At 72.6% G+C, this 15,159-nt stretch carries 15 protein-coding genes and 1 pseudogene; 9 read left to right on the top strand and 7 right to left on the bottom strand.

Annotated elements, in window-relative coordinates; all coding sequences use genetic code 11:
- Positions 1–156 precede the first annotated feature (156 nt).
- Entirely contained in the window at positions 157–321 is a 165-nt protein-coding gene (locus ACH45E_RS39825) for a hypothetical protein (protein ID WP_361453940.1), read from the bottom strand.
- 66 nt (positions 322–387) lie between these two features.
- The gene (locus ACH45E_RS39820) at positions 388–741 is read right to left on the bottom strand and encodes a VOC family protein (RefSeq protein ID WP_361453943.1); all 354 of its coding nucleotides are present in this window, start codon (positions 739–741) and stop codon (positions 388–390) included.
- 57 nt (positions 742–798) lie between these two features.
- On the opposite strand from ACH45E_RS39820, the gene ACH45E_RS39815 reads away from it, so the two are divergent.
- Positions 799–1,662: a universal stress protein gene (locus ACH45E_RS39815; RefSeq protein WP_361453946.1), complete on the top strand. Its 864-nt coding sequence runs from the start codon at positions 799–801 to the stop codon at positions 1,660–1,662.
- A gap of 6 nt (positions 1,663–1,668) precedes the next feature.
- On the opposite strand, the gene ACH45E_RS39810 is transcribed toward ACH45E_RS39815, so the two are convergent.
- The 3 genes and pseudogenes from ACH45E_RS39810 to ACH45E_RS39800 all read right to left on the bottom strand — a co-directional run bounded on the left by ACH45E_RS39810 (position 1,669) and on the right by ACH45E_RS39800 (position 4,399).
- Complete coding sequence (locus tag ACH45E_RS39810) at positions 1,669–2,904, bottom strand: DUF4032 domain-containing protein (protein WP_361453949.1); 1,236 nt, start codon at positions 2,902–2,904, stop codon at positions 1,669–1,671.
- Positions 2,905–2,914: 10 nt separating this feature from the next.
- A pseudogene (locus tag ACH45E_RS39805) lies at positions 2,915–3,674 on the bottom strand (MBL fold metallo-hydrolase).
- 95 nt (positions 3,675–3,769) lie between these two features.
- Positions 3,770–4,399 (bottom strand): alpha-ketoglutarate-dependent dioxygenase AlkB, encoded by a 630-nt coding sequence (locus ACH45E_RS39800; RefSeq protein ID WP_361453952.1) that lies wholly within the window; start codon positions 4,397–4,399, stop codon positions 3,770–3,772.
- 113 nt (positions 4,400–4,512) lie between these two features.
- Between ACH45E_RS39800 and ACH45E_RS39795 the strand changes: the two genes are divergently transcribed.
- Complete coding sequence (locus tag ACH45E_RS39795; protein ID WP_361453955.1) at positions 4,513–5,145, top strand: TetR/AcrR family transcriptional regulator; 633 nt, start codon at positions 4,513–4,515, stop codon at positions 5,143–5,145.
- 18 nt (positions 5,146–5,163) lie between these two features.
- Positions 5,164–6,837 carry an FAD-binding dehydrogenase gene (locus tag ACH45E_RS39790; RefSeq protein WP_361453958.1) on the top strand — a complete coding sequence of 558 codons (1,674 nt, stop codon included), beginning with the start codon at positions 5,164–5,166 and terminating at the stop codon, positions 6,835–6,837.
- A 27-nt stretch (positions 6,838–6,864) separates the two neighbouring features.
- Here the strand turns inward: ACH45E_RS39790 and ACH45E_RS39785 are convergent, their stop codons facing one another.
- Positions 6,865–7,215 carry a DUF488 family protein gene (locus ACH45E_RS39785; RefSeq protein WP_361453961.1) on the bottom strand — a complete coding sequence of 117 codons (351 nt, stop codon included), beginning with the start codon at positions 7,213–7,215 and terminating at the stop codon, positions 6,865–6,867.
- Positions 7,216–7,380: 165 nt separating this feature from the next.
- On the opposite strand from ACH45E_RS39785, the gene ACH45E_RS39780 reads away from it, so the two are divergent.
- From ACH45E_RS39780 to ACH45E_RS39765, 4 genes are read left to right on the top strand one after another with little or no spacing between them, the layout of a single operon-like run.
- Complete coding sequence (locus tag ACH45E_RS39780) at positions 7,381–8,808, top strand: M1 family metallopeptidase (protein ID WP_361453964.1); 1,428 nt, start codon at positions 7,381–7,383, stop codon at positions 8,806–8,808.
- Between the two features lie 42 nt (positions 8,809–8,850).
- Positions 8,851–9,591, top strand: a complete 741-nt coding sequence (locus ACH45E_RS39775) for a L,D-transpeptidase family protein (protein WP_361453967.1) — start codon at positions 8,851–8,853, stop codon at positions 9,589–9,591.
- Between the two features lie 19 nt (positions 9,592–9,610).
- Complete coding sequence (locus ACH45E_RS39770; protein WP_361453970.1) at positions 9,611–10,309, top strand: response regulator transcription factor; 699 nt, start codon at positions 9,611–9,613, stop codon at positions 10,307–10,309.
- A 14-nt stretch (positions 10,310–10,323) separates the two neighbouring features.
- Positions 10,324–12,174, top strand: coding sequence for a HAMP domain-containing sensor histidine kinase (locus ACH45E_RS39765; RefSeq protein WP_361453973.1), 1,851 nt, complete (start codon positions 10,324–10,326; stop codon positions 12,172–12,174).
- A 30-nt stretch (positions 12,175–12,204) separates the two neighbouring features.
- Here ACH45E_RS39765 and ACH45E_RS39760 read toward each other — a convergent pair whose 3' ends face one another.
- Complete coding sequence (locus tag ACH45E_RS39760) at positions 12,205–12,456, bottom strand: WhiB family transcriptional regulator (protein WP_361453976.1); 252 nt, start codon at positions 12,454–12,456, stop codon at positions 12,205–12,207.
- 242 nt (positions 12,457–12,698) lie between these two features.
- Here ACH45E_RS39760 and ACH45E_RS39755 point away from each other — a divergent pair, with 242 nt between their 5' ends.
- Together ACH45E_RS39755 and ACH45E_RS39750 are read left to right on the top strand one after the other, a co-directional pair.
- The gene (locus ACH45E_RS39755) at positions 12,699–13,661 is read left to right on the top strand and encodes an alpha/beta hydrolase (protein WP_361453979.1); all 963 of its coding nucleotides are present in this window, start codon (positions 12,699–12,701) and stop codon (positions 13,659–13,661) included.
- A 168-nt stretch (positions 13,662–13,829) separates the two neighbouring features.
- The gene (locus tag ACH45E_RS39750) at positions 13,830–15,149 is read left to right on the top strand and encodes an MFS transporter (RefSeq protein WP_361453982.1); all 1,320 of its coding nucleotides are present in this window, start codon (positions 13,830–13,832) and stop codon (positions 15,147–15,149) included.
- Positions 15,150–15,159 lie beyond the last annotated feature (10 nt).

Here is a 15,159-nt window from a genome sequence, read left to right as displayed (position 1 = left end):
CTATTTCCCAACCCCCCCCCCCCCCCCCCCCCCGGGGGGGGGGGGCCCCCCCCCCCCCCCCCCCCCGGGGGGGTGTGGGGGGGGGGGGGGCCCCCCCCCGCGGGGGCCCCCCCCCCACGCCCACTCGAACATCACCGGCACCGAGCAGGGGACGGGCTACCGGCGGACGACGACATGCGGGAGACCGGTCAGCCCGATAGCCACCGTCAGCCCGGCGCCCAGGCCCTCATTCCGGCCGACCATCACGCCAGCGATCCCGCTCACCAGCAGGATGACCACGGTCAGGATGACGGTCCGCGCTGCCTCGGCGGCCTGTGTCATACGTCTCCCACCCCGTTGTCACGGCACCGGTTCCCGCCCATCGTATGTTCGAACCCCGCACCGCGCTCAGGGACGGCGCGAGGCGAGCACGCAGAACTCGTTGCCCTCCGGGTCCGCCAGCGTCACCCACGGCTGTTCACCCTGCCCGACGTCCGCGTGCCGGGCCCCCAGCGCAAGCAGCCGGGCGACCTCCGCGGCCTGGTCGTCGGGCCGGAAGTCGAGGTGCAGCCGGTTCTTGAGACTCTTCTTCTCGGGTACCGGCACGAAGAGCAGCCCGGGCAGGCGGTCGGGCGCGGGCCGGATCTCGTACTCGTCGGGGTCGTCGTTCACCACCACCCAGCCCAGCGCCTCGGTCCACCAACGCCCCAGCGCCTCCGGGTCCGTCGCGTCCACGATCACCTGTTCCCACTGCAAGGTCATGGGGGCAGGGTAGTGAAGACTGATCCACACAAGCAGCGATTATCAGGAGGCCCGTACATGACACGCCCGATCACGGCAGGGTTCGACGGCACGGAGGAGAGCCTCGCCGCGGTGGCCTGGGCCGGACGGGAGGCCGTCCGCCGGGGGCTGCCGCTGCGGGTGGTGCATGCCTGGCGGCACGAGGACGTGGCCGGCGCCGACCGGGACACCCAGGCCGGGTGGGTGACGGCGGCGCTGGCACAGGCCGCGCGGACCGTCTCCGGGCGGCATCCGGAGCTGACCGTGACGACCGACGCCGTCGAGGGCGGCACGGTGGACTCGCTCGTCGCCGCCGCGGCCGAGGCGGACACGCTGGTGCTGGGCTCGCGCGGACACGGCGCCGTCGTCGGGTTCCTGCTGGGTTCCGTCGGGCAGCAGGTGATCGCGGAGGCCACGCGGCCCGTGGTGCTGGTGCGCGCAGGGGACCGGCCGTCGGGCGAGGCGGCCGGACGGGACGTCGTCGTGGGGCAGCAGGGCGGCCCCGAGGACAGCGCCGCCGCCCTGCGGTTCGCCTTCGAGGCTGCGGCGGCCCGCGGCGCCACCCTCCGGGCGGTACGCGCCTGGACCCTGCCGCCCGTGTTCGCCTACAGCCCCGGCTCGCTCAAGCTGCTGGACGAGGTGGGGGGGCTGGAGCCGTACGAGCGGAAGGCGCTGGCCGAGGCGCTGAAGCCGTGGCGGGAGCGGTTCCCCGAGGTGCCGGTGACCGAGCAGGTGGAGATGGGCAGCGCGGGGCAGGTGCTGCTGTCGGTGGCCGGCCGGGCCCAACTGATGGTCGTGGGACGCCGCGCGCATCTCACGGCGGTCGGCGCCCGGATCGGCTCGGTGGCACACGGGGTGCTGCACCACGCGGAGTGCCCGGTGGCCGTCGTCCCGCACGACTGACAGGCCCTACTCCGGGACGATCGGCTCCAGCGTCGTGCGGGCCTTGGGCAGGACGTTCGCGATGTAGTCGTCGACGGCCGTGTCCAGGCCGATGTCCTGCTGGGCCTGTTCGGACAGGTACCAGCGGTGCTCCAGCAGCTCGTGGTAGATCTCCGCCGGGTCCATGGAGCCGCGCAGGTCGAGGGGCACGGCGCGTACGGTGGGCCGGAACACGTCCCGCACCCAGCGGTGGGCCAGCACCTCGGGGCGGGCGGCGAGGGGGTCGCCCGGGGCGTAGTCGTCCTGGGTGGCCATCCAGCTCTCCAGGTCGTTCAGCAGCCGCCGCGCCTGGTTCTCCTCGGTGTCCAGGCCGGTCAGGCGCAGCAGCTGGCGCTGGTGGTGGCCGGCGTCGACGACCTTCGGCACGAAGGTGACCGTGTCGCCGGTGGTGGAGTGCTCGATCTGCATCTCGGCGACGTCGAAACCCAGGTCGTTGAGCCGGCGTATGCGCCGCTCTATGTAGTGGTATTCGCCCGCCGGATACACGGAGGTGCGGGTCAGCTCCTCCCACAGGTTCCCGTAGCGGGTGCAGATCTCGTACCCGAACTCGATGGCGTCCACCGAGGGGTGCAGCGCGCCCGACGCCTCCAGGTCCAGCAGCTCGCCGCTGATGTTCACACGGGCGAGGTCCAGGTCGTAATCCCGCTGGCCGAGGCTGAGCCGCGGGTGCAGGTCACCGGTCTCGGCGTCCACCAGATAGGCCGCGTAGGCGCCCGCGTCCCGCCGGAACAGCGTATTGGACAGCGAGCAGTCGCCCCAGGCGAACCCGGCCAGGTGCAGCCGCACCAGCAGCACCGCCAGGGCGTCCATCAGGCGGTGCATGGTCGCCGGGCGCATGGTCGTCTCGAACATCGAGCGGTACGGCATCGAGCCGCCCAGGTGCCGGGTGACCAGCACCGGTTCCAGCGGGTCGCCCGCCCGGTCGGTGCGCCCGGTGATCACCGCGAGGGGGTCCACGGCGGGGATGCCCAGCCGGTCCAGGTCGCGCAGCAGCTCGTACTCGCGCAGCGCGGGCCGCTCCGCGAGCTCCTTGACGGCGATCACCTCGTCGCCGGCCCGGGTGTACCGCACGACGTGCCGGGAGATGCCCCGGGGCAGCGGTACGAGGTACTTCTCGGGCCACTCCTCCAGGGGCGTGCCCCAGGGGAGTTCGAGCAGGAGCGCGGGGTGCTCCGGGTTGGTGGCGCTGATCTGCAAGGCCATGACAGGAACCTCAGGTGGCTTGGGCGCGTTCTCGCGCCAGTCGGGCGGCTTCCCGTACCGGCCCCCGGTGGACCGGTCCGTGCCCCGGCAGCAGGATGTCACCGTCGAGGCGTTCGATGATCTCCAGCGAGGAGACCGCGCGGGTCCGCTCGTGGTGGAACATGTCGGGCAGCAGTTGCGGTCCCCGGACGCGCGAGGTGGTGTGCCCGCTCGCCAGGGCGTCGCCGGAGACGAGGACGCCCGTCTGGGGCAGGTGGTAGACGCAGTGCCCGTCGGTGTGGCCGGGGGTGTGCACGGGGACGGGCCGGCCCGGCAGGTCGAGCGGGCCGTCGGCCCAGAACGCCCGCGGAGCGGTCACGGGATGCCGCTCGGTGCCGCCGGAGCGCAGCACCCGTACCGCCCACGGCAGCACGCCCGGCCGCCAGGCGTTGCGCAGCACCCCGCCCCCGGACACCTGCTGGAGGAAGTCCCGGCGGGCGTGCGGCACCTCGGCCGGGTGGAGGAGGACGGGCGTGCCGTGCGCGGTGCGCAGATACTCGGCCGAGCCGATGTGGTCGTTGTGGGCGTGCGTGATCAGTACGGCCACGACGGCCTCGGGCCCGCCGCCCACCGCCCACCGCCTCCAGGGAGGCCAGCAGCCGTTGCCGGTCGCCGGGGTAGCCGGTGTCCACCAGCGTGAGCGCGTCGCCGTCCCGGAGGATCACCCAGTTGGTGTCGCTGTCGTGCACCAGATAGGTGCCGTCGGCGACCTGGTGTACGTCTGCCCGCATGAGCGTCCCCGGTGGTGAGGTGCCTGACCGTCGGGGACAGCAAAGCAGATCAGGTGGGCGCGGCGGTTCGCGGGCCGCATGCTGGAAAGGAACGCTCAGTGGACGCCGTGCGGGCGGAACTGGACGCTGATGCGCGGTCCCGTGGCGCGGGTGGTCTTGGGGACGCAGTGTTCCCAGGTCCGCTGGCAGGAACCGCCCATGACGATCAGGTCGCCGTGGCCCAGCGGTCGCCGGACGCTCGCGCCGCCCCCGTGTGCCGGGCGCAGCAGCAGGTCACGGGGCGCGCCCACGGACAGGATGGCGACCATGGTGTCCTCATGGGCGCCCCGCCCGATCCGGTCGCCGTGCCAGGCCACGCTGTCCCGGCCGTCGCGGTAGAAGCACAGTCCGGCCGTGGTGAAGGGTTCGCCCAGTTCGTCGGCGTAGTGCCCACAGAGCGCGTCGCGGGCCTCGGCGAGCACGGGGTGCGGCAGCGCGTCGCCGGCGCCGTAGAAGGCGAGCAGACGGGGTACGGCGACCACGCTGTCGTACATCTTGCGGCGCTCGGCGCGCCAGGGCACCTCGGCCGCCAGCTGTTCGAACAGCGCGTCGGCGCCGCTCAGCCAGCCGGGCAGCACGTCGATCCAGGCGCCGGAGCCCAGTCCGGTGCGGCGCAGACCGCCCAGGGGGCCGAGCCGCAGCTCGTCGGTCTGGTCGAAGAGGGAGCCCTGGAGGTGCCTGGCCATGGTGCCAGCGTACCCCTTAATCGAAAATGCGTTCCTATGTCTTGTCGTGCTGTCGCGAGGGTTTCGATACATCAGCGCATCGGATACATTCATGTATCGAACGGAGGTCGGGCATGACGGTGGAGGGCGCTGCCAAGCGTGTGACCAGGCGCCGGGGCCGCACGCGGGCCAGGTTGCTCGACGCCGCGTTCAGCGTCTTCGCCGCCAAGGGCTTCGGCCGGGTCTCCATCGAGGAGGTCTGTGAGGCGGCCGGTTTCAGCCGGGGAGCCTTCTACTCGAACTTCGCCACCCTCGAAGAGCTGTTCTTCGCCCTGTACCGGGAGCGGGCCGACCTCATCGCGGAGCAGGTGGCCGACGCGCTCGCCGGCGACGGCGCCGACCTCGACGTGCCCGCCTCCGTGGACCGGGTCACCGAGGTGCTGCTGCTCGACGTGGACTGGCTGCTCGTGAAGACCGACTTCCTGGTGCACGCCGCCCGTGACCCCGAGGTCGCCCGAGTGCTCCTCGACCACCGGGCCCGCCTCAGACGTGCCGTGGCCGACCGGCTCTCCCGGGCCCAGGGCCACACCGAACTGCCCGCCGTACTCGGCGACGTCGACGGAGCGGCGCACGCCGTGGTCGCCGCGTACGACGGGGTCACCACGCAACTGCTGCTGGACCGGGACGTGGAGGCCGCCCGGGCCTGGCTGGGGCAACTGCTGACCGCGCTGCTGACCGATGGCAGCGCCCCCGAACGAGTCGTATAGGGAAGGAAAACGGTCGTCATGGACGCGGACGTCATCGTCGTCGGAGCGGGCCTCGCGGGCCTGGTCGCGGCGCACGAACTCACCAGCCGGGGCCGGCGGGTCGCCCTGCTCGACCAGGAGAACGCCGCCAACCTCGGCGGCCAGGCGTTCTGGTCCTTCGGCGGGCTCTTCCTCGTCGACTCCCCGGAGCAGCGCCGCCTCGGCATCAAGGACTCCTTCGACCTCGCCTGGAACGACTGGCAGGGCAGCGCGAAGTTCGACCGGCAGGACGACGAGGACTCCTGGGCGGTGCGCTGGGCGCGCGCCTACGTCGAGTGGGCGGCGGGGGAGAAGCGGTCCTGGCTGGAGGGGCACGGCATCACCCTGCTGCCCACGGTCGGCTGGGCTGAGCGCGGCGACCTGCGCGCCGACGGGCACGGCAACTCCGTACCCCGCTTCCACGTCACCTGGGGCACCGGCACCGGCGTCGTCGAACCGTTCGCGCGGTACGCCGAGCAGGCCGCCCGGGACGGGCTGCTCACCTTCCACCACCGGCACCGGGTGGACGAGCTGGTCATCGAGGACGGCACGGCACGCGGAGTGCGCGGCACGGTCCTGGCCGACGACGACTCGCCGCGCGGAGTGGCCTCCAACCGCGACCGCGTCGGCGACTTCGAGCTGACCGCTCAGGCCGTGATCGTCACCAGCGGCGGTATCGGCGGCAACCACGACATCGTCCGCCGCTACTGGCCCGCACGGCTCGGCACGCCCCCCGCCGAGATGGTCACCGGCGTCCCCGCCTACGTCGACGGGCGCATGCTCGACATCAGCGCCGAGGCCGGCGTGCGGCTGGTCAACCGGGACCGCATGTGGCACTACACCGAGGGCGTCCAGAACTGGAACCCGATCTGGCCCGGCCACGGCATCCGCATCCTGCCCGGCCCGTCCTCCCTGTGGCTTGACGCCCTCGGCCGCCGGCTGCCGGACCCCTGCCTGCCCGGTTACGACACGCTCAGCACGCTCGAACACCTGCGCACCACCGAGGACATCGCCGGCCACGACCACTCCTGGTTCATCCTCACCCGCAAGATCATCGAGAAGGAGTTCGCGCTGTCGGGCTCCGAGCAGAACCCCGACATCACCGCCAAGGACCGTAAGGCCGTCCTGCGCGACCGCCTCCTCGGCAAGGGCGCCCCCCGCCCGGTGCAGGACTTCGTGCGCCACGGCGCCGACTTCGTGACCGCCGACACCCTCGACAAGCTCGTGGAGAAGATGAACGGGCTGACGGACAAGCCGCTGCTGGACGCGGCCGAGGTACGGCGCCAAATAGAGGCCCGCGACCTCCAGATCACCAACCCCTACAGCAAGGACAGCCAGGTCCAGGGCATCCGCAACGCCCGCCGCTACATCGGCGACCGCCTCGGCCGGGTCGCGACCCCGCACCGCATCCTCGACCCGGCGGCCGGGCCGCTGGTCGGCGTCAAGCTGCACGTCCTGACCCGCAAGACCCTCGGCGGCATCCAGACCGACCTGGACTCCCGCGCCCTGGGCGCCGACGGGCAGCCGGTCGGCGGGCTGTACGCGGCGGGCGAGGTGGCCGGCTTCGGCGGCGGCGGCGTCCACGGCTACAACGCGCTGGAGGGCACCTTCCTCGGCGGCTGCCTGTTCTCGGGCCGTGCCGCGGGGCAGGCGGCGGCACGGCAGACGGCCTGAGACACCGTCAAGCCGGGGGACGGCACCTCAGTCGCCCAGCAGGCGCTCCAGTACCGCGGCGTGGCCCTGCTCCAGGTTCTTGGACGCGGTGACGAGGGTGACCGGCCCCTTGCGGGCCGACTCCCTGAGGCCGTCGAGGAGTTCGGCGGCCTCAGGGGCGGCGAGCTCCGCCTCGTACCGCCTGCGGAACTCCTCGTAGGACCCCTCGCCGCCGTGGTACCAGCGGCGCAGCTCGTCCGACGGGGTGAGGCCCTTGGGCCACTCGTCCACCTGCGCCGCGTCCTTGGACACGCCGCGCGGCCACAGCCGGTCGACCAGGACGCGCAGGCCGTCGTCGGGCTCGGGTGTTTCGTAGATCCGGCGCACGCGCACGCTCACGGTGGGGCCCCTCTCGGGTCGCGGTCGGTGCCGCGAGCGTACTGCGGCGATCACCCCCGCCCGGTCGGCGACGCGGCGTGACTTGACCTGAAGGAGGGTGAAACAGGACCGGGGACGCGCCTAATGTGGCATCAATTGATCACAGCAACCCCACAAGGAGCGCATGTGACGTCCCCCCGACAGCAGACCGCCGCAAGACGCACAGCCGTCCTGAGCCACCGGGCGGTGCTCGGCACCGTCCCCCTGGCCCTCGCGGCTCTGGTCGCGGCAGCCGGGCCCGCCGCGGCCGGGACCAACGGTTCGTCCGGCGTGGGCGACCCCTACTTCCCGCTCGCGGGCAACGGCGGTTACCACGTCCGGCACTACGGCCTGACGCTCCGTTACGACACCGGCACCCGGGAGCTGCGGGGCAAGGCGGTCCTCACCGCCCGCGCCACCCAGCGGCTGGCCCGCTTCGACCTCGACTTCAAGGGCCTGAAGGTCACCGGCCTCACCGTCGACGGCAGCACCGCCGGATTCAGCAGGAACGGCCAGGAACTCGTCGTCACCCCGCGCCACGCCCTGCGCGACGGCCAGGACTTCAAGGTCACTGTCACCTACCAGGGCACCCCCGAGTCGGTCACCGACCCGGACGGCTCCGCGGACGGCTGGATCCGCACCGACGACGGCGCGTTCGTCGCGGGCGAGCCACAGGGCGCGATGACCTGGTACCCGGCGAACAACCACCCCCAGGACAAGTCCTCCTACGACATCACCATCACCGTTCCCGAGGGCCGCACCGCCGTCTCCAACGGCGTCCTGGTCGGGCAGTCCACCGCCCACGGCCGGACCACCTTCCGCTGGCGCCAGACCGAGCCGATGGCCGCCTACCTGGCCACCGCCACCGTCGGCAGGTTCAAGGTCGATCGGTACACCACCCGCGACGGCATCCAGGTGTACAACGCCGTCGACTCGCGCGAGGCGAGCGCCGCGGCACCCGTGCTGAAGAAGCTGCCGTCCGTCCTGGAGTGGGAGAGCAAGGTCTTCGGCCCCTACCCGTTCCGTGCCGCCGGCTCGATCGTCGACCACGCGCACAGCGTCGGCTACGCCCTGGAGACCCAGTCCCGGCCCGTCTACGACCGGGCACCCTCCTTGAGCACCCTCGTCCACGAGAACGCCCACCAGTGGTTCGGCGACTCCGTCTCGCTCACCACCTGGAAGGACATCTGGCTCAACGAGGGCTTCGCCACCTACGCCGAGTGGCTCTACAGCGAGCAGCACGGCGGCGACAGCGCCCAGAAGACCTTCGACGAGCTGTACGCCCACCCGGCGAGCAACAGCCTGTGGGCGTTCCCGCCCGGCAACCCCGGCAGCGGCGCCCACATCTTCGACACCCCCGTCTACGACCGCGGCGCCATGACCCTGCACGAACTGCGGCGGGCCGTGGGCGACTCCACGTTCTTCCGCGTCCTGCGCGCCTGGGCGGCCGAGCACCACGACGGGCACGGCACCACCGCGCAGTTCGTCAAGCTGGCCGAGCGGGAGTCCGGCAAGGACCTCCACACATTGTTCAACACCTGGCTCTACCAGGCCGGGAAGCCCGCACGATCCTAGAAGCTGACCAGTTCCTCACAACTGTCGGCCAAGGTTCCACTCATGATCAATCGCAGGACCGCCGTCGCGCTGCTCGCGACCCCCTTCGTGCTCAGCGGCTGCGGCGGCGGTGCCGCGGCGAACCCCCGCCGGACGACCGCCGGCTCGCCGCCACGGACGGCCCGGCCCACACCGGAGGTCAGCGCACAGGCCGCCCCGCAGCGCATACCCGGCCTGGGGCCGAAACTGACGGCGGCGATACCCGGCCGGTCACGACAGGCGATCGTCGTGACCGGACGCGGCAAGAACTCACCGAAGTCCACAGCGGTACTGTACGAACGCACCGACCTCGGCTGGGAGCCCGGGCCCAGCTGGCCCGCGCACAACGCCCTGCGGGGCTGGAGCGACCACCACATGGCCGGGGATCTGCGCTCACCTCTCGGCGTCTACACCCTCACCGACGCCGGCGGCCTGCTCCCCGACCCCGGCAGCCGGCTGCCGTACACCCGCTCCGGCGGGTTCAGTTCACCCGGCACCGGCTTCGAGGGCGAGCCGCTCGAGGGCTCCTTCGACTACGTCGTCGCCATCAACTACAACCGCGAGCCCGGCACTTCGCCCCTCGACTGGACCCGCCCCCTCGGCTCGGACCGCGGCGGCGGCATCTGGATCCACGTCGACCACGGCGGCCCCACGCACGGCTGCGTCAGCGTCGCCAAAGCCCATATGAAGGACCTGCTGCACACCCTGGCCCCGGACCGGCACCCCGTGATCGTCATGGGGTACGCCGACTGGCTCGCCCTCTGAGCGGCCTAGGATCCGCCGAATGTGCGCACATGTGCTGGTCGCCGAGGACGACGAGATGCAGGCCGAACTGATACGCCGCTCCCTGCTCGCGGAGGGCCACACCGCGACCGTGGTCCACGACGGGGCCGCCGCGCTGGACGCGGTCCGCAGACTGAGACCCGACCTGGTGGTCCTGGACCTGATGCTGCCGGTGGTCGACGGCTTCGGCGTGTGCCGCGTGCTGCGCTCCGGCGACGAGAACACCCCCGTGCTGATGCTGACGGCCCGCTCCGAGGAGGACGACCTGCTGCTCGGCCTGGAGCTGGGCGCCGACGACTACATGACCAAGCCGTACAGCCCGCGCGAGCTGATGGCCCGTATCCGTACGGTCCTGCGGCGCAGCGGGCGTGCCGTCGACGTACCGGAGGACCCCGTCGTACGCGCCGGAGGGATCGCCGTCGACCCGAGGCGGCACGAGGTGCGCTGCGACGGGCTGCCGGTGGACTGCACCCCGGCCGAGTTCCAGATCCTGCTGGCCATGGCCGGTGAGCCGGAACGGGTCTTCACCCGGCGGCAGTTGCTGCAGTTCACCCGCGGCCTCGACCGGGCCTCCACCGAGCGGGCCGTCGACGTCCACATCATGAACCTGCGCAAGAAGATCGAGCCCGACGCGCGCCACCCGGTACGGCTGCTGACCGTGTTCGGCGTCGGCTACAAGCTCAGCGGCGGCCGCCCGTGAGGCGACGGCCGCGAGTGAGGCGACGGCCGCTCCAGAAGCGGCGCATCCCCCTGCGTAAACGGCTGCTGGTCCGGCTGCTCTCCGTCTCCGCCCTGATCGCCGTGTGCTCCGTGGCGGCCACGGCCTGGCTCGCCGTCACCACCACCACCAGCGCCCTGCGCGAGGAGCAGGGGCAGGACCTCGCCGCCGACATGAAGATCCTGGCCCAGCTCAGCGGCTACGCCGCCACCCATCCGAGCTGGCAGGGGGTCGAGGGCACCGTCCGTGCCCTGGCCAGGAAGACGGGCCGGCGTATCGCCCTGACCACCGCCGACCGCGTGCCGATCGCCGACTCCGCCTCGCACGGCACCGCCCTGCCCCTGGGCGCCGCCGCCACCGTCGACCCCCTGCGCACCGACACCTACAGCGAGCCCGGCGCGCAGCTCAGCGGGGTCGATCCGCGTGCCGTCGGCCCGTACCGGCTCACGAAGGGCGAACGCTTCCGTACGGGTGCCCTCGCGGACAAGGTGCGGCAGTGCTACGAGCAGCTCGGCGTCGAGGCCACGGTCCGGCGGGCCCCCGACGGACGCCCCGTCCTCAGCGCCCCGGACGGGACCCCGCGCTCGGAGTACCTGCCGGAGAAGTGCGGCTACTACGAGCTCCTCACCCCCACCCGCACCGAGAAGGAGGCCCTCACCACACTCGCCGAGGGCACCAGCACCTGCCTGAACCAAAGTGGTCTCCACTTCGGCACACCGGAGTTCGTGACGGCCGACCCGGCCAAGCCGAGCCGGTACGTCGTGGCCGGGTTCGACAAGCTGAGCAGCCCGAAGGCCATCAGGGAGGCCCAGCCCTGCGCCGACAGCGCGCTGCGCGCCCAGCTCGACCCCTATGTGGCCCCGGTCGCCGAACTGTTCCTCGGCATCGGCGACCGGCCGGCCCCCCGGTTCAACATGTCCCCGGCCAACAAGGCCAGGATCGTCGGCGCGGCCGGGCTGGTCCTCGCCGTCACCGTCGCCGTGACCGCCGTGATCGCCATCCGGCTGGTACGGCCCCTGCGCGCGCTGACCGTGGCCGCCCAGCAGCCGCCCGAGCTGCATGTACGGGTCCCGGTGACCACCCGGGACGAGACCGGCATCCTGGCGGAGGCCTTCAACGACCTGACCGAGCGCCGCGAGCGCCTGGAGGCCCAGCGCAAGGCCATGGTCAGCGACATCGCGCACGAACTGCGCAGCCCGCTGACGAACATCCGCGGCTGGCTGGAGGTCACCCGGGACGGCGTCGTCGACCCCGATCCGGCGCTGCTCTCCTCGCTGCACGAGGAAGCCGTGGTGCTCCAGCGGATCATCGACGACCTCCAGGACCTGGCCGCCGCCGACGCCGGCACCCTGCGCCTGCACCGCGAGCCGGTCCGCGCCGACGACCTGCTCGACCAGGTCGCCGCCGCCCACCGGGTCGCCGCCGACGCCGCCGGGGTCACCCTGCGCACCGAGCCCTGGGCCGAGGCCGCCGGAAAGCCGTGGCTGGACGCCGACCCGGTGCGGATGCGGCAGGCGCTCGGCAACCTCGTCTCCAACGCCCTGCGGCACACGCCCGCCGACGGCACCGTCGCCCTGGCCGCCCGCCGCGACGGCGACCGGGTGGTCTTCACCGTGACCGACACCGGCGCCGGTATCGCGCCGGACGACCTGCCCCATGTCTTCGACCGGTTCTGGCGGGCCGAGAAGTCACGCAGCCGGCGTACCGGCGGCAGCGGGCTGGGTCTGGCCATCGTCCGCCACCTGGTCGCCGCGCACGGCGGCACCGCGGAGGCGGCGAGCGAGCCCGGGGCGGGCGCCGTCTTCACCCTGCGGCTGCCCGGCGCGCCGCCGCCGGAGGATCAGTGAGGCGGCACGGCGCGGCGGACGCACCGCAGGTCAGCCCGAGCGTCGCCGGGAGCTTGCGCGCCGCCTGAGTGCGCGGCGTTCGCTTTCCGTCGTGCCGCCCCAGATCCCGAGGGTCTGCCCCGTGTCCATCGCCCAGTCCAGGCACTGGTCCCGGACGGGGCAGCGTTCGCAGACCGCCTTGGCCTGCCGTTCCTGCCATACCGCGGGTCCGGTGGTGCCGACCGGGAAGAAGAGGTCGGGGTCCTCGTGACGGCACGCGGCGTGGTCGCGCCAGTTGTCCATCGAAGTTCACCTGCGATCAAAATCGTCCGTGTCGTCTGTGCCTTGTCGAAAATCTCGTCCTGTGCGGGTGACCGATGGATGCCGGGTGAAACAACAGAGCCGCATGGTTCCGGACGCCGTCGTCCGCACGGGTCCACGTCTGCGGCCGCTCTTGCTACTCTCGACCCTCCTCGGGTCGCACGGTCGCGTCAACTTCTGTTCCGCGAAGGCCAGTTGACCCAGGGAGGGGGAGGGATTCGGGCGTGAGACCGGCCTTGGTGTTCGTGCACGGGATCGGCGGCGCACGCGATCCCCAGGCGGAGTGCGCGGCATGGCTCGCGGCGCTGGCCGTGGGCGCGCGGAAGGCGGACCACTCCGGGGAGGCCTCGCCACCGTCCCTGTGCGGCCTCGCCGAACCGGCCTTCGCGTACTACGGCGATCTGTTCGCCGCCCGCCAACCCCAGGGCGTCGCGGGCACCGACCCGGCCGACGCGGAGGAACTGCGCAACCTGCTGGACGAGTTGATCGAGGTACGGCTCGAACTCGGGCCGGATCCGCGCGAGCGCCGCATCCTGGAACACGCGCGCGCCGAACTGCGCCCGCCGGGCCGGACCCGGAGCGCCGGCGAACTGCTCCGCCGGATCGTGAACGTCTGTACGACGCTGCTGGCCCTGCCCGGGCTGCGGCGGGCGGGTCAGTGGGCCGGCGGCCGGCTCATGGCGGGCCACCTCGCCCAGGTCACCCGCTACCTCGCCAGGGCCGAGCACGACGCCGCCGGGTTCCCTCTCGACCGGCGGATCCGCGAGCGTGTCCTGGACCGGCTGGACGGGGCCCGCCCCGCCGTCGTCGTGGCCCACTCCCTGGGCAGCGTCGTCGCCATGGAGGCCCTCCACCACCACCGGGGACCGGTGCCGCTGTTCGTCACCCTGGGTTCACCGATCGGAATGCGTGCCGTCGTGCGCCCCCGGCTGCTGCCCCAGCCCCCGGCCGTGCCCGGCTGCGTGGAACGCTGGCTGAATTTCTGGGACCGCGACGACATAGTCGTCCCGCGCCCCCGCCTCGAGGACGACGTCCTCCCCAACGCCCACGGCTGCCTCCCGGTGACCGGCCGGATCGATTCCGGCGGCCTGTGGACGCACACCGCGACCAAGTACCTGGCCCACGCGAGCGTCGCGGGCCCCGTCATGGCGGCCGTCCGCAGGACGGGGGAGACCGAAACCGCCTGAGCCAACGTCACCGCGACCATGATCGCGCTCGGCGCCCTGCTCGTCGCCGGAGCCTGAGACATGGGTGGCCTGAGAACAAACCGTTCGGCGTTCACAGCCGGTCCTGGAATAGTGAACCCGCACCGAAAGGTGTACTGAGCAAAGACCTGACGAGCGACCAGGAAGCCCGTGGACACGAGCGACAGCAGTACCGAGCCCCGGCCCGACACCTCCGCCACCTCCGACGCCTCCGCCACCGCGCCGCCCCCGCCCCGGCGCGGCTGGCGCCGCTGGGCGATGGACACCCGTCCGCTGCGGATCCCGGCCTACCGCCGTCTGTGGTCGTCGACCATCGTCACGGCCGTCGGCAGCCAGCTCACCGCCGTCGCCGTGCCCAAGCAGATCTACGACATCACCCGGTCCTCTGCCTGGGTCGGCGCCGCGAGCCTCGCCGGTCTGCTGCCGCTGATCGTGTTCGCGCTGTGGGGCGGCGCGGTCGCCGACACCGTGGACCGCCGCAAGCTCCTGCTGGTCACCAACAGCGGCATAGCCGTCACCTCGCTGCTGTTCTGGGTCCAGGCCGTCACCGGACTGGAGTCGGTGGTGCTGCTGATGGCGCTGCTCGCCCTCCAACAGGCGTTCTGGGGCCTCAACTCACCAGCCCGCAGCGCCTCCATCGCACGACTGGTCCCCGCCGGGGAACTGCCCGCCGCGAACGCCCTCGGCTCGACCGTCATGCAGACCGGGCAGGTGGTGGGGCCGCTGCTCGCGGGAGTCCTCATCCCCGTCATCGGGCTGCCCGAGCTGTACCTCATCGACGCCCTGGCGCTGTGCGTCACCGTGTGGGCGGTCTACCGGCTGCCCTCCCTGCCGCCGCTGTCCGGCTCGGCCGCGCGCCGCGCCGGCTGGCGGGAGATCGCGGCCGGATTCCGCTACATCGCCGGGCACAAGGTGCTGCTGCTGTCCTTCCTCGCCGACATCGTCGCGATGGTTTTCGGCATGCCCCGCGCCCTGTTCCCGCAACTCGCCGCGCAGACGTACGGCTCGTACGATGAAGGGCTCGCGCTGGGCCTGCTGTTCGCGGCGATTCCCATCGGCGCGGTGGCCGGCGGCCTGTTCTCCGGCACGTTCTCCCGGGCGCGCCGGCACGGCTGGATGGTCATCGGCGCGGTCGTCGGCTGGGGCGTGGCCGTCGCCGGGTTCGGGCTGAGCCGCAATCTGTGGGTGGCCGCGGCGTTCCTGGCGGCGGCCGGGGTCGCCGACATGGTCTCCATGGTCTTCCGCGGGGCGATCCTGCTGTCCGCGGCGACCGACGAGATGCGCGGCCGCATGCAGGGCGTGTTCACGGTGGTCGTCGCGGGCGGCCCGCGCCTGGCCGACGTCCTGCACGGCACGATGGGCTCCGTCTTCGGCCCCCGCGCGGCCGTGGCGGGCGGCGGCCTGCTGGTGGTCGCCGTGATGCTCACCCTGGCCGCCGCGGTACCGGCCCTGCGCCGCTACCGGATCTGAGGGCGGGGCA

Source organism: Streptomyces sp. NPDC020299 (genome assembly GCF_044387825.1).
In the GTDB taxonomy this organism is placed as follows: domain Bacteria; phylum Actinomycetota; class Actinomycetes; order Streptomycetales; family Streptomycetaceae; genus Streptomyces.
The sequence above is the reverse complement of the archived record's forward strand: the minus strand, read 5'-3'. Positions and strand labels throughout refer to the sequence as shown.